Origin of the sequence: Polynucleobacter sp. 71A-WALBACH, assembly GCF_018882365.1 — a bacterium.
Taxonomy (GTDB): domain Bacteria; phylum Pseudomonadota; class Gammaproteobacteria; order Burkholderiales; family Burkholderiaceae; genus Polynucleobacter.
Map to the genome: position 1 here is coordinate 1,480,444 of NZ_JACVOP010000001.1, position 13,366 is coordinate 1,493,809.

16 protein-coding genes are annotated in these 13,366 nt (G+C 45.0%); 10 read left to right on the top strand and 6 right to left on the bottom strand.

Translation table 11 applies throughout. The features are described 5' to 3' along the window. Together ICN42_RS07485 and ICN42_RS07490 are read left to right on the top strand one after the other, a co-directional pair. On the top strand, positions 1–708 hold the full coding sequence (locus tag ICN42_RS07485) for an ABC transporter ATP-binding protein (protein WP_216252743.1): 708 nt from the start codon (positions 1–3) through the stop codon (positions 706–708). Between the two features lie 6 nt (positions 709–714). Then, the gene (locus tag ICN42_RS07490) at positions 715–1,857 is read left to right on the top strand and encodes a M20 family metallopeptidase (protein ID WP_216252745.1); all 1,143 of its coding nucleotides are present in this window, start codon (positions 715–717) and stop codon (positions 1,855–1,857) included. Here ICN42_RS07490 and ICN42_RS07495 read toward each other — a convergent pair. Beyond that, positions 1,854–3,170: an amidase gene (locus ICN42_RS07495; protein WP_216252748.1), complete on the bottom strand. Its 1,317-nt coding sequence runs from the start codon at positions 3,168–3,170 to the stop codon at positions 1,854–1,856. The genes ICN42_RS07490 and ICN42_RS07495 overlap by 4 nt on opposite strands. 383 nt (positions 3,171–3,553) lie before the next feature. Here ICN42_RS07495 and ICN42_RS07500 point away from each other — a divergent pair, with 383 nt between their 5' ends. After that, positions 3,554–3,850 carry a hypothetical protein gene (locus ICN42_RS07500; protein WP_216252750.1) on the top strand — a complete coding sequence of 99 codons (297 nt, stop codon included), beginning with the start codon at positions 3,554–3,556 and terminating at the stop codon, positions 3,848–3,850. Between the two features lie 70 nt (positions 3,851–3,920). Here ICN42_RS07500 and ICN42_RS07505 read toward each other — a convergent pair whose 3' ends face one another. After that, complete coding sequence (locus tag ICN42_RS07505; RefSeq protein WP_216252753.1) at positions 3,921–5,000, bottom strand: alpha/beta fold hydrolase; 1,080 nt, start codon at positions 4,998–5,000, stop codon at positions 3,921–3,923. Between the two features lie 61 nt (positions 5,001–5,061). Here ICN42_RS07505 and ICN42_RS07510 point away from each other — a divergent pair, with 61 nt between their 5' ends. The 4 genes from ICN42_RS07510 (at position 5,062) to ICN42_RS07525 (ending at position 6,560) form a co-directional block, all read left to right on the top strand. Beyond that, on the top strand, positions 5,062–5,502 hold the full coding sequence (locus tag ICN42_RS07510; RefSeq protein WP_216252755.1) for a Smr/MutS family protein: 441 nt from the start codon (positions 5,062–5,064) through the stop codon (positions 5,500–5,502). A gap of 66 nt (positions 5,503–5,568) precedes the next feature. Then, complete coding sequence (locus tag ICN42_RS07515; RefSeq protein ID WP_216252757.1) at positions 5,569–5,904, top strand: YqjD family protein; 336 nt, start codon at positions 5,569–5,571, stop codon at positions 5,902–5,904. Positions 5,905–5,910: 6 nt separating this feature from the next. Then, the gene (locus ICN42_RS07520) at positions 5,911–6,282 is read left to right on the top strand and encodes a phage holin family protein (RefSeq protein WP_216252758.1); all 372 of its coding nucleotides are present in this window, start codon (positions 5,911–5,913) and stop codon (positions 6,280–6,282) included. Beyond that, positions 6,279–6,560 carry a YqjK-like family protein gene (locus tag ICN42_RS07525; protein ID WP_216252760.1) on the top strand — a complete coding sequence of 94 codons (282 nt, stop codon included), beginning with the start codon at positions 6,279–6,281 and terminating at the stop codon, positions 6,558–6,560. Before ICN42_RS07520 ends, ICN42_RS07525 begins: the two co-directional genes overlap by 4 nt. 8 nt (positions 6,561–6,568) lie before the next feature. On the opposite strand, the gene ICN42_RS07530 is transcribed toward ICN42_RS07525, so the two are convergent. Beyond that, positions 6,569–7,087 (bottom strand): adenine phosphoribosyltransferase, encoded by a 519-nt coding sequence (locus ICN42_RS07530; RefSeq protein ID WP_216252762.1) that lies wholly within the window; start codon positions 7,085–7,087, stop codon positions 6,569–6,571. Between the two features lie 11 nt (positions 7,088–7,098). Here ICN42_RS07530 and ICN42_RS07535 point away from each other — a divergent pair, with 11 nt between their 5' ends. Both ICN42_RS07535 and ICN42_RS07540 read left to right on the top strand, forming a co-directional pair. Beyond that, entirely contained in the window at positions 7,099–7,662 is a 564-nt protein-coding gene (locus ICN42_RS07535; RefSeq protein WP_216252764.1) for a 5'-methylthioadenosine nucleosidase, read from the top strand. A gap of 29 nt (positions 7,663–7,691) precedes the next feature. After that, positions 7,692–9,368, top strand: coding sequence for an AMP-binding protein (locus ICN42_RS07540; RefSeq protein WP_216252766.1), 1,677 nt, complete (start codon positions 7,692–7,694; stop codon positions 9,366–9,368). 3 nt (positions 9,369–9,371) lie between these two features. On the opposite strand, the gene ICN42_RS07545 is transcribed toward ICN42_RS07540, so the two are convergent. Genes ICN42_RS07545 through ICN42_RS07555 form a run of 3 tightly spaced genes read right to left on the bottom strand, consistent with a single transcriptional unit; the run spans position 9,372 to position 12,165 of the window. Further along, positions 9,372–10,280 (bottom strand): transporter, encoded by a 909-nt coding sequence (locus tag ICN42_RS07545; RefSeq protein ID WP_216252768.1) that lies wholly within the window; start codon positions 10,278–10,280, stop codon positions 9,372–9,374. Between the two features lie 24 nt (positions 10,281–10,304). After that, the gene (locus tag ICN42_RS07550) at positions 10,305–10,841 is read right to left on the bottom strand and encodes a hypothetical protein (protein ID WP_216252770.1); all 537 of its coding nucleotides are present in this window, start codon (positions 10,839–10,841) and stop codon (positions 10,305–10,307) included. Between the two features lie 22 nt (positions 10,842–10,863). Continuing rightward, the gene (locus tag ICN42_RS07555) at positions 10,864–12,165 is read right to left on the bottom strand and encodes a U32 family peptidase (RefSeq protein WP_216252772.1); all 1,302 of its coding nucleotides are present in this window, start codon (positions 12,163–12,165) and stop codon (positions 10,864–10,866) included. Positions 12,166–12,389: 224 nt separating this feature from the next. Here ICN42_RS07555 and ICN42_RS07560 point away from each other — a divergent pair, with 224 nt between their 5' ends. Next, positions 12,390–12,974 (top strand): hypothetical protein, encoded by a 585-nt coding sequence (locus ICN42_RS07560; RefSeq protein ID WP_216252773.1) that lies wholly within the window; start codon positions 12,390–12,392, stop codon positions 12,972–12,974. The last annotated feature ends 392 nt before the right edge of the window (positions 12,975–13,366 follow it).

Below are 13,366 nucleotides of genomic sequence, written 5' to 3' on the forward strand. Positions count from 1 at the left end.
ATGAACTTGCTCAATATTCGCAATATTTATACGGCCTATGATCGTATTGATGTGCTTGAGGATGTATCGATTGAAGTGAAGCAGGGAGAAATTACCTGCATCTTGGGTGCCAATGGCGCTGGCAAGTCCACTTTAATTCGATCTATCTTAGGATTAACTCCTGCAAATCGCGGTGAAGTGCTATTTAAGAATGTTGATATTACACATCTACCTTCTCACCGCATTATCGAGCAAGGCATTGCTTGTGTTCCAGAGGGTCGCAGAGTCTTTCCCCGAATGACGGTCGATGAAAACCTCTCTGCTGGTGCATATCTGGTCAAAGATAAGAATGTCATTGAAGAGCGTCGTGCTCATGTGAAGGCTTTATTTCCCCGTCTTGCGGAGCGCTCTGCGCAGCTTGCTGGAACGATGTCTGGTGGTGAGCAGGCTATGCTGGCAATTAGCCGCAGCTTAATGAGCTCACCAGACCTACTGATTTTTGATGAGCCATCCTTAGGGCTATCCCCACTCTTTGTTAAAGAGAACTTCAAAATTATCAAAGAGATCAATCAGATGGGGACAACGGTATTATTGGTTGAGCAAAATGTACGTCAAACTTTGGCGATTGCTCATCGTGGGTACGTCATCTCTAAAGGGCGAGTAGTTGCTCAAGGCGACGCAAAAGAGCTTGCTGAGAATGCTGAAGTTCAAGCTGCTTATTTCGGATAAATCATTGTGAATGCTAATTTAAATCCCGTAGAGTTAACCCAAGAACTCATTCGCTTTAATACTGTCAATCCGCCAGGTAACGAAGATCAAATTTGCGAGTACTTGCAGAAGATTTTAGAGTCAGCGGGTTACGAGTGTCGCAAGGTTGAGTTCGCCCCAAGACGTACGAGCTTGGTAGCGAAAATTGGTTCTTGTAGTGCATCTAAGCCGAGTATCTGCTTCACTGGTCACGTCGATGTTGTGCCTTTAGGTGCTCGCCCTTGGAGGTTCGAGCCCTTTGCTGGGGTCATTGATGATGGGAAGCTCTATGGCCGCGGCTCAAGCGATATGAAAAGTGGTGTAGCTGCGTTTGTGGTGGCTGCAATACAAATGGCGCAAGAGGCCAAGCAGGGCGCTGGTGTCAGCATGATCATTACCGCAGGTGAGGAAACGGGCTGTGAGGGGGCATTTCATCTTGCCGCAAGCAAGGAAATTGTCGATTTTCTGGGACCGGCTGGTTGCTTTGTAGTAGCCGAACCTACTGCTAATGAACCGCTTCTCGGGCACAAGGGGGCTTATTGGCTGAGAGCTAAAACAGAGGGGGTAACCGCTCATGGCTCGATGCCTGAAAGAGGTGAGAATGCCTTTTATAAGCTCGCTAAAGCCGCACTAACGCTCGAGAAATTTAGTTTCGATACTCCACCGCATCAGCTCATGGGGCAGGGGACGTTAAACGTTGGTACAGCGAAATCGGGACTCAATATCAACTCCGTTCCAGATGCTGCAGAAATGACCTTAGATATTCGTACTGTAGCTGGGCAGAGTCATTCCCATATTTATGGTTGTTTATGTAAGGCTTTAGGCCCAACCGTTGCGTTAGAAACCATCATAGATATTGAGGGTGTATTTACTCCAGCAAGTGATCCATGGATGGAGCAAGTGTTTGAGCATTGCACAAAAATGAATGGTGTCCGGCCAGTAGAGAAGACAGTGTCTTATTTCACTGATGCATCAGCCTTAAAGTCGGCAATTGGAAATCCTCCAACAGTCATACTGGGACCAGGGCAACCTGAAATGGCTCATCAAACCGATGAGTTTTGCTATGTTCACAAGATCGAAGACGCAACTAGATTATTTGCCAACCTGATTTCTGATTGGCAAAAGACTTAAGGCTGTCTGTCTGCGGTCTTAAAGCATGTCTCAGCAAATTGAGCAATATTGAGTAGTTTTTCATCCTCCTTGTAATTGCCAATCAGCTGAATTCCTAGCGGAAGCCCATTACTTGATTTAGTTACGGGAAGTGCAATTGCTGGAGTGCCTATAAAAGTCCAGAGAGAGCAAAAGATTGGGTTTCCAGTAAAGCCTAAGCCTTTAGGGGCCTCTCCGGTTGCAGGTGCCGCCAATATGACATCCAAATTTTGAAAATATTCGACTATAGAAAGGCGCAATTTCATTTGAAGGTTTTTTGCCTTGATGTAGTCGCCTACCGAACAAGCGTTACCTTTTGATATGAGTTCCCTCATGTCCATGCTCATGAGCTCTGGGAACTTCTCCAAATGCTTTTCATGAATCACTGCAGCTTCGCATGCCATGAGTACAGCTAAGGCCTCTATGCCATCCCAATAGCTCTGCGGGAGCGAAATTTCCTCAATGTGCGCGCCTGATTTTTCAAGCAAGGTCGCGGCAATTTGGACCGCCTCAATTTGTTCTTGGCTTAATAGGTCATCAAAGGGTGTTTTAAGAACGGCAATGCGAAGTTTAGTATTGTCCAGAGCTTCCCTTATAGGCTTTGGATGGAGCTCAGGAATAACAATGGCATCTTCCTCCTCAATGACGGTATTTCGAAGTAAGTTAAATGCATATCTCGCATCCGCAACAGACCTTGTGAAGAATCCAATATGGTCTAGTGAGCCGGAGACTGGATGGACACCCTTGCGTGGGACAGCTCCAAAACTGGCCTTGTAGCCCACCACACCGCAATATGATGCTGGGCGAATAATGGATCCAGCAGTTTGGGATCCTAGAGCCAAGGGGACAATGCCGCTTGCTACAGCAGCAGCTGATCCGCTTGATGATCCTCCAGGGGTATGAGCGCTATTCCATGGATTAGTAGTGGCGCCAGCGTGACGCCAGGCAAATTCAGTTGTGACGCTTTTACCAAAGATGACGCCACCTAAGTTACGGATCTTTTTGACAATTTCGGCATCTTCACTGGGTACAAAATCTTTATATATTGGTGAGCCATTAGTAGTTACAAAATCTTTAGCGGCAATGATGTCTTTAATGGCGACAGGGATTCCCTGTAATGGGCCAGACCTCGATTGACTCTGAAGATCTTTTAACGACGCTCTTACTGTAAACGCCTTTAATTCGGGCTCAACCTCATCCGCACGTGCTACGGATTGCGTTAAATAATCATCAACTTTGAGCTGGTTTTTTTGTATTAGCTCGCAGGCTTGCAGCAGATCTAGGGCTGGTTTCATATGTCTCATGGTCGTTTTAATTAGAGCCTTTACTTTATCACCCTCGTTGGTTTTCTGTTTTTGCGCTGGTTCATAAAGGCTATTGTTTGGCCCATCCGTTTTTTCTATCTTTAAATCCTACTTTATGGCCCCATAAGTTAAATTAAAAATAAAGTTCACAACTTCACAACTTCTGTAGTATAGTACTATCAAAGGAGGGTAAATGAGAAAAGCGATACCAAAGACACATCAAGCTTTAGATTGGATAGGGAAGGGAATGACCGCAGCTCAAGCCGCTAGGAAGATGGAAATTTCAGAATCTAGCGTTTACGCCGCCTTAAGAAAAACCAAAGCAAAAGATTCAGGTTGTTGTCCAACGTGTGGTCACAAATTAAGGAAATAAGATGAAAAAAACTCTATTAGCTATTGCCTCAATCTCCGTAGCTGCATTTGCATATGCGAATACCTCATCTGATTCTTCGGAGTTGGTGAGCCAGCAATGCAGGATTTCCGCTGAAGCTGTTTCAACATTAAAAGGGTTGCGTTATGGCAATACCTCCATCCGTAAGGATGTAGCTGGTCTGATTAATTTAAATCTCAAGGTGCAAGAGAATAAAGATGCGGCGCAGATGACCTTAAACCGAATGGTTGATGATCAGGTCAATACAACATCTGCCCTAGAGGCAAAGTATTGCTCTTAAGACTCGAAGAATATTGAGGTCCTTAAGAGGCAATTAAAAAAGGGGGTCAGTTTGACCCCCTTATGAAGACCTATTTTTTAAGATTGAATAAGAAATCTGAAATAACTTTGTTCTGAAATGCATTCTCATCCTTGGTAGCCCCGGCTCCAGATAAGTGACCCATAGGAAGGCGATCATTGATCGCTAGATACTTAGCGCCAGGAATCAATTTTGCTGAAAGTTTTGCATCGGATTCCGGGTTGAGTAAATCTCCAGTGCCGGCAAGAATAAGTGTCTTGGCTTTGATTGACTTTAAGGCTGCAGATGTGTCACCACCGAAGCCTTGAGTTTGACCCACATCGTGACGGTCGTAGGCTCTCGATTGCCAAATCCAATCATTGGCATCCATTCTCTTCCAGCCTGCATCCTGTATCTTCTGAAGATACTCAATTTCAGCTGCGGGAGTTGTATTCAGCTGCTCTTGATATGCGGGGGTTCTCACGATCACACCGCTAAGCCATCCCGACCACAATCTCATACCTTGTTCAACGGGCTTATCGTACTTTCCGCCTTGGTAGCCTGGGTCAGTCATGATGCTTTGGCGAAGCATTTCAAGTACGCCTGTAGTCCATGCATTTGTCTTGGCTAGCGGAATGATGGGGATGATTGCTTGCATAGAGTTCGGATAGGAGACCGCCCATTGCAGCGCTTGCATGCCACCCATGGATGCGCCAACCACGGCAACTAGTTTTTTAATTCCGAAATGATCGGTAATGAGGCGGTACTGGCTATTAACCATATCGCGCATATTAAATTCTGGGAACTGGATATTCGGTTGTAATTTGCTATTCGATGGAGAGGTAGTTAAGCCATTTCCGATCGCATCAGTGCAAATGACGAAGTACTTATCTGTATCCAAGGCCTTGCCTGGTCCAATGAGGTAATCAATGCGATGGTGATTTCCGCCAATTGCGGTCACCATGAGTATGGCATTGCTTTTGTCGGCATTTAAAGTGCCTTGTGTTGTGTATGAGAGTTCAAAATCTTTAATAACTGATCCATTCTCGAGGAGAAAATTACCCTCCGCATACAATTGATGGCTGGGTTCAGTAGGTTTGTGGGCAAATGAGTTGCCAGTTATACATACCAAAACCAGTAATAGTCTGCTCATAATGTTGCAATGCATTGTTGTCTCCTTTTTATTGTCTGATATTTATAACAGGAATTTTTGATTGGTCCATTCATTCGAGTGCCCAGAGTGTGGCAATCCCAGGGGATTGCTTGGAGAGTGTCGTCAATGCGGTAGTGAGGATCTTCCCATCCCACATAGCGACACCATGGTGTTAAATCTGAAGTTCGATAATCCTAGCGCTGAAGATGCTTTGGATCGACTAACTATTGGTCTGCGCCGAGCATCAGAGGTGGGTATCAAAGCGATGATCCTAATACATGGTTATGGAGCCAGTGGCGAGGGTGGCAGAATTAAATGGGCTGTACATGATGCCCTTGAAAAGAACTATTTCTCCGATCGGGTTGATGAATACCATTTCGGCGAACAAACTGCCTTTGGTAGTGAGGCCTATCATGCTCTTTTGAGAAGAAGGCCTGGATTAAAGGCCTATCTAAAGCACTTCAAGGAAGGTAATGCGGGTATGACGGTCCTAATATTGTGATTTTCGGTGGGAATTGCTTAGAATGGACTTATTCATCCAATTAATTGGCATTAGTAAGGAGTGGTAATGACCGCTAGAAAATCAATAGCTGAACATGAAGAGGTTCAAATTAATTCTGAAAATTTGATCAGTGATTTCAAGGCATTAATGGTAGATGCTGAAGACCTAATTAAAGCGACGGCAAACCATGAGAGTGGGCCATTTAGTGCAATTCGTTCAAAAGCTTTAGACACCCTTAATAATGCAAAAGAAAGTCTTTCTTCAGTCGAGGGAACTGTTGTTGATAAAGCTAAGGTCGTGGCCGAAGGTGCTGATGAGTTTGTGCATCGCAATCCTTGGGAGGCGGTCGGTGTTGCTGCTGGACTTGGCCTTTTAATTGGCCTCTTTATTCGACGTCGCTAGGTACTCATGGCACAAGAAAACATTCTTTCCTCACTTAAGAATCTCGTCTCTACTGGGGCATCTATTGCCCAGACTCGCTTGGAGTTGATTTCTACCGACGTACAAATTGCGCGCGCTAAGTTTCTCAGCCTTCTTGTGATGGTGATCTTCACATTATTTTTCCTATTCTTTGGCTTGGTAATGCTAGCCTTACTTATTGTGATTTATAGCTGGGAGACTGACCGCATATTAGCCTTAAGCTTACTTACATGTGGTTTCTTGGCAATTGGCTGCATTTTGGCATTAGTAGTTTTACGCACTCTCAAGACGATGCCTAAGTTATTTGAGGCTACGATTACTGAACTGGCTAAAGATCGCCAAGAGCTTTCAAAGCGATGAGCCAAAAACTAGCGGATCTTCAAGCACGGCAGAGAGTTCTCCAGGAGCGTGCGGCCAAAGAGCGAGCTGATTTTGCTTTACATTTCGAGCCAATAGAAAAGCCCCTATCTTGGGCTGATAAAGGTGTCGATGCTTTCAATTTTATGAAGAGTACGCCGATATTGTGGACTAGCGCATTTGCAGTCCTGGCCCATTACAAGCCTAAGCTTGCCAGTAAAGTGTTGGCCGTAGGTTGGGGCACAGTCAAGTTACTTAAAAACGCCAAGAAACTAATGTAATCCAGTCTCTAGGCTATTAATACTGTTTTATTCGTAATCCCTTTTTGGGTTAGAAGACCCCCGCCATTTAAACCGGCTATCTCCAATAAGGTTAAGGCACCAGCCACCTGAAAACCTGCTTTTTGAAGTAGCTTACTGGCCGCGATGATAGTTCCACCAGTAGCCAAAACATCATCCACAATCAAAACACGCGCACCCTCTGGCAGGGTAGATTGCTGTATCTCAAGGGAGTCGGAACCGTATTCCAGGCCATAAGATTCTCGATGGCTGGCCAGAGGTAGCTTATTGGGTTTTCGTGCCAATGCGAGCCCCTTATGGGTCTGGTGAGCCAGGGCGCTAGCAAATATAAATCCACGTGATTCAATGCCTAAAATATGGCTGTAATCGAACTGCTGGGCTAGGGTTTCAAGCTGTAGCGTAGCCTCCTTGAAGGCGATTGGGTTGGCTAAAAGAGGGGAGATATCCCTGAAGAGGATTCCTGGCTTAGGAAAGTTAGGGACTCCAGGTAGATAATCTAATAAATTCATTATTGGCCGACATGAAAACACAATTACTCATTATTACCGCATTAGAGTCAGAGCTAGATAAAAGTGCCTTGCCACCAGGTGTCAACATTGTGTATTCGGGGGTTGGCAAAATTAATGCGACAGCGGCGAGCATTCGGGCTATTCATGAATTTAAGCCTAAACGGATAGTGAACTTTGGAACCGTCGGGAAAATTAATTCCGCTCTGCAAGGCCTATTAGAAATCGGTAAAGTGATTCAGCGTGACATGATGACGGTGCCTCTGGCACCAAGAGGGCAAACTCCTTTTTGTCCCAAACCTTCCGTATATCTTTCCCTTGGCGGGGATCATACTTGTGGAACTGGTGACAGCTTTGTGACAGCGCATGATCCCTGGTTGACCTCTCAGGGTGTTGATGTAGTTGATATGGAGTTATTCGCAATTGCGAACATGGCCTACCAATTTAATATTCCCTGGCAATCCTTTAAGTATGTAACGGATGATGCCAATGCCGACTCTGGTAATGAGTGGACTCATCGAGTTAATCATGGTCAGGAACTCTATTTAGAAAAGCTCAAAGAGTTAATAAGCGCCTAAGGAGCGCCTGCTACAGTCAAATATTAGTCATGCAAATGAATACTCAAAAACCCTGGTTGAAAAATTATCTCGAGGGCGTTCCCCATGAGATCGATTTAGCAGGTTACTCATCGCTTGTAGATTTAATGGAAGAGTCTTTTGAGAGCTATCCTAATCGAGTTGCAATAGAGTCGATGGGGCACAGAATCAGTTACGCTCAACTCGATATTCTTTCAAAAGACTTTGCCGCCTATTTGCAAACTTTAGGCCTCGCCTCGGGAGCGCGCATCGCCATTATGTTTCCCAATGTGCCGCAATATCTCATTGCGATGCTGGGAACTCTGCGTGCTGGCTTTACAGTTGTTAATGTCAATCCACTGTATACCTCACGTGAACTTGAGCACCAATTACAAGATAGCGGAGCATCTGTATTGGTATTGTTAGAAAACTTTGCTTATGTCTATCAAGGCATGGCGAATCAAGGTCTGGTAAAGAAAGTGATAGTGAGCAGCTTGGGTGAGACCCTAGGTCCGAAAGGCGTCATCATCAATCTGATCGCTCGCCACATTAAGAAGCTGATTCCTCACTGGAGTTTTCCTTGCGTTAAATTCAATCAGGCCCTTAAGATTGGCTTTGGACATGGGTTTACGAGACCTCATCTCAGTTTAGAGAACATCGCCTTCCTGCAATACACAGGAGGTACTACGGGCATTTCTAAAGGCGCTGTTCTATTACACCGAAATATATTGGCCAATATTATTCAAATTGAATCTTGGTTGGACCCCGCTTTAAAAAATAGACCCCAGCAACAGCTAGTTTTTTTATGCGCACTACCCATGACGCATATTTTTGCGTTAACTGCCTGCGGTCTTCTTGGAATGCGCAAGGGGGGTAAATTGTTGCTGGTTACCAATCCCCGTGACATTAACGGCTTCATCAAATTTTTGATGAAGCATGCCGATATTAATATTTTCCCGGGCGTCAATACACTGTTCCATGCATTGGTTCATCATCCAGAATTTAAACAGGTGAAATTGCCCAATCTCTTGGTGACCATTGGTGGTGGCATGGCGGTACTGAAGAAAACTGCTGACCTTTGGCATCAGTTTACTGGCGTACCCATTGCCCAGGGTTACGGTCTTTCTGAGACTTCACCAGTAGTTTGCGTTAATACACCGTTTGTAAAAGAATTCACTGGATCTATCGGTATGCCAGTGCCCAGCACTGATGTGTTGATTCTGGACGATGAGGGTGCAGAAGTGCCATTTGGTACGCCTGGAGAGATATGTATCAAGGGCCCACAAGTCATGCCAGGCTACTGGAACAAACCTGAAGAAACCGAACAATTTATTACACCAGAAGGATATTTTAAGTCTGGTGATATCGGCATCATGAGCCCAGAGGGTTATGTACAGATTGTGGATCGCAAGAAAGACATGATCGTGGTTTCTGGCTTTAAAGTTTTCCCAAATGAGATCGAGGAGGTGATTTCACTCATGCCTGGCGTTAGGGAATGCGCTGTGATCGGATTCCCGCATCGCAAGCTTGGCGAGATTGTGAAGGCTTATATTGTCAAAGAGAATGCAGGGCTAACGGAGGCTCAGGTTATTCAGTACTGTAAAGAGCAAATGACAAGTTATAAGCGCCCTAGAAAAATTGCATTTATCGAAGAAATGCCAAAGTCTAATGTAGGCAAAATCCTGCGCCGCCATCTGCGAGATCTATAAAAACTATAGACCCCCACCAAAGCGGTACTGCCAAGAAATTCCATACAGGTCATAGCTATTATTGGTTCTAGAGTACGCACCAGTACTTGCTGAGAGACGAATGGAGTTATGTCTATTTATTGGATAGGACATCGTTGTACCAAAGCGCCAGTTTTCTTGACTGCCACTAATAGGGTTGCCATTCACATAGGCCTGCCCACCAGTAAAATAAGTGGCATCTACTGAGATCCAGGCAGTATTTTGAAAGTAATAAATCGCATGGGTTTGTGTAGAGTAGACGGGGTTTTGTGACAACGAATTGCCACCCATAAAGTTGGTATTGCTGGTGTAGAAAATACCAGCGCCAGCTAATTCAAGCCTCCAAGGCCCAAGTGCTTTGGATACACCCAAGCCTGGCTGGATAAACCAACGATTTGCACCAACGTTGATCAGTTGATCATCATCATATTTACCCCATGGAACAGATGCCGCAAGGCTGACGCCAACAATGAGATCTTGTTGATAGTCCTTAAATTCATCCAAGGTTAAGGCTGGGGCACCATAGAGGTTAATGGCAGCTTTAATGAGTGGGTCAGATAAGCCTTCAGTGCTGGCATTTACAGTCTGTCCGCCAATTTTGCTCGATCCTGTCAGTTGAGCATAGGGTAGTACCAGGGTGAGTTTGCCGGACTGACCACCTGCATCAAAAATATGTGTAAGGCTCATGGCCTCACTGGTCAAAGTGTGGTTACCAGCCTTAGCTTGGGCAATTCCAGCGCTGATGAAGTTAATGCCGATTGGTGCATTGGAATAAGTGCGCGCCTCGATTTCCTGCGCATGAGAGGCTGCAGGAAATAGGGCGCTTATGCCCAGCAATAATTGAGCGAATAATAGACCAATCCAACCTTGAGGAATTAAGGATGGCTTAGTCATCAAGAGTGCTGGACTGAAGCTGAATTACTTGGATTCAGTTTTATTGCCAAACAAAATTTCGAGAGTGGCGTTACCGCCGAGCATCAAACTCATCCCTATTAGCAATAAATATGGCCACACAATGAGCCAGTAAACGATTGACATCGCAACTACGCGCAATGGATTTGATTGACCAAACTCAGTCATGGATATCAAGAACTCTTTTCCATTAATTAGTCCGTGTACTCCAGCTTCTAGGTAATTTAATCCCAAAACAACCGCGAGATAGACTAAAGACTCCATGATGAGGGAGCCAACAATCCCATTCTTTTTGTCCACTTTAATTGGAAAGACTGCCTGTGCAACCAGCATGAATTTGGCGCATATCGCTGCTTTAAATAAAGCAAAGCCAAATATGGATAAAGGAATCGGTCTCTCATCCAGTGATGTAGCGCCCAAAAAGGCGAGAGCACAAAACCAAGCCCCGAAGTAAACAGTTAACTGAAGTGCCTTAAAAAACTCCTCTTTTGCCTTTTCTTTAAAGCTATGAGTAGGAGCTGAATTAGATGATGTTGCGTTCATGAAAAATTTCCGTGATATTGAATTAACAATTGCTGCAAGAGCTTGCCACCTCGATTGGGGCGGGTTCATTTGTATAGCGTGCAATAAATGCATGCTTACTCTTGAGCGGCAATTGAATCCAAACAAAGTGACCGGATCCGGGGGCAACGTCAATTGGCTCACCCTTCAGACTCCACATCGCATCCAGCACCATATCCTGATTACCTTCGGGTTCAATGATTTCCAGCTTATCTCCAAGGGAGAAGCGGTTTTTTACATCCACCTTAACGCGACCTGAGACCTCATCAATCTCTAGGGTTTCGCCCACATAAAGACTTCTGCCAGAAAGAGAGTGGCCACGCATATAGAGTTGATATTCTTTATCGTGATGACGCTCATAAAAGCCATCTGTATACCCGCGGTTTGCTAAACCTTCTAAATTTCCTATGAGGGACATATTCATTGGACGACCGGCTACTGCATCGTCTATTGCGGTGCGATAGGCTTGGCACGTGCGAGAGACATAATAGGGCGACTTGGTGCGACCCTCAATCTTAAATGAGTCAACTCCCATCTTCGTCAAGCGCTCAATATGCTCAACCGCACGCAAGTCCTTAGAGTTCATGATGTAAGTACCATGTTCATCTTCTTCCATGGGCATTAAATCATCCGGCCTTCTGGCTTCTTGTAAAAGAACGACGTCGCCACTGGTATTTTGCTGGCCCGGTTTGACTTTGTAGTCCCACCGACAAGCATTAGTACAGGCACCTTGATTAGAGTCGCGATGTGACATGTAGCCAGACAATAAGCAGCGACCTGAGTAGGCAATACACAAGGCGCCATGGACAAATACTTCTAATTCCATTTCAGGACAGTCCTGGCGAACTTCTTCGATTTCATCAAAGGAGAGTTCGCGGGACAAAATCACTCGGCTAATGCCGACCGATCGCCAGAACTTAGCAGAAGCACCATTAACTGTATTGGCTTGTACTGATAAGTGGATTGGCATATCTGGCCAAGCTTCTCTGGCCATCATAATGAGGCCGGGATCTGACATGATCATTGCGTCTGGCTTTAATGCAACCACTGGATCCATATCTTTTATATAAGTACGCGTCTTACCGCCATGGGGCAGCAGATTGGACACTAGGTAAAACTTCTTGCCCAAAGCATGGGCGGTATCGATACCCTCTTTAAGGGTCTCCATTTTTCCGAAGTCGTTGTTACGTACTCGGAGTGAATATCGAGGCTGTCCTGCATAAATGGCATCGGCACCAAAGTCAAAGGCGGTACGCAGCATGGAGAGGCTGCCGGCTGGGGCTAAAAGTTCTGGAATCTTGGTCATGTTGCTATTTTAGTGAATACGGGCATTCTTGTAGGATTTGCGATATTACTAAGCCCAGGAGCCCTCTGGAGCATGGTTTATCAGTACATTGCAAACAATGGGCTAGCCAATCGAGAGTATCCTACGGGATCTGTGGCGAGCATTGTAAAAATAAATGGGGAGAAATCCCGTAAGCTATCCACTCGAAAATGAAGGCACCCCTCAAGGGATGCAGAAAGAATGCAATGACTAAACTAACATCCAAACCCATCCTTAAAAAAGCGAGCGGCATTCTGGCTCAAGAGCTTGCTTTACCGAAAGATATTGCCTGGGCTTGGGTCACTTTATTGCTTTCGCAAGAAGAGCAGAAGCGCGATAGTGAAGAAAAGCGCTACAGTCGTATTGCCGAATTCGAAGCTTGGATTGTGGGCTTGAATCTTCCAGCCGATCCTAAAAACCCTGAGAGTGGCGCAGTAAGTCCTGAGTCAGTAAAAAATTCAGCAAGAAATGTCTTTGAGTGGCCACATGAATATATATTCGACGAGCCGGTATCTCCCAAGCATCCAGACTCTAAGGTTACTTACAGCGATACGATCACTAAGCCAATCTTGGACGCAATTAAAGATGCGGGTGGATCGGATGATCGCCCTGCATTAATTGCTATTTTGGAGGGATATGCAAAAGAGGGTAGAGAGCCATTTGCTCATGTCACGGCCGAAGGTATCGAGTGGAAGGGCGCTAATTGGTCTGAGGGAGATAAGCTTAATCTTCTCACTATTAAGAGCTTACATAACCGCTTAGCCAATCTGCGCAAAAAAGGTTTGATCTAAGCGGAACCAATTTACCTGATACATAAAAGAAAAAACCACCTAAAAGGTGGTTTTCTTGTATCTAGCCCCTCGAGCTGGGATCTAACTAGGGACCTACGGATTAACAGAGCTTTTTCTTAAAAACTAAGAATTGAACTGGCTGGAATCATCTTAAATGATTTGTAAGTTTTGTATCCTCAGGTAGGTTAGGCGAACAACTGATTACTGCCTACTTAGAGGCATTGAAAATAGGGCCCTCAAAGTAGTTTGAAAGTCAGAATTCGGCCGAGGCTGTGTAAAAACACCCAATAATCTCCCTCTTTTTGTAAACACTACATGGGCCTCAAACGTTAATTAAGTATCACTAATTAACGGATGTTTATGAAGATGAAACGATTCATTACTGGCCAAGA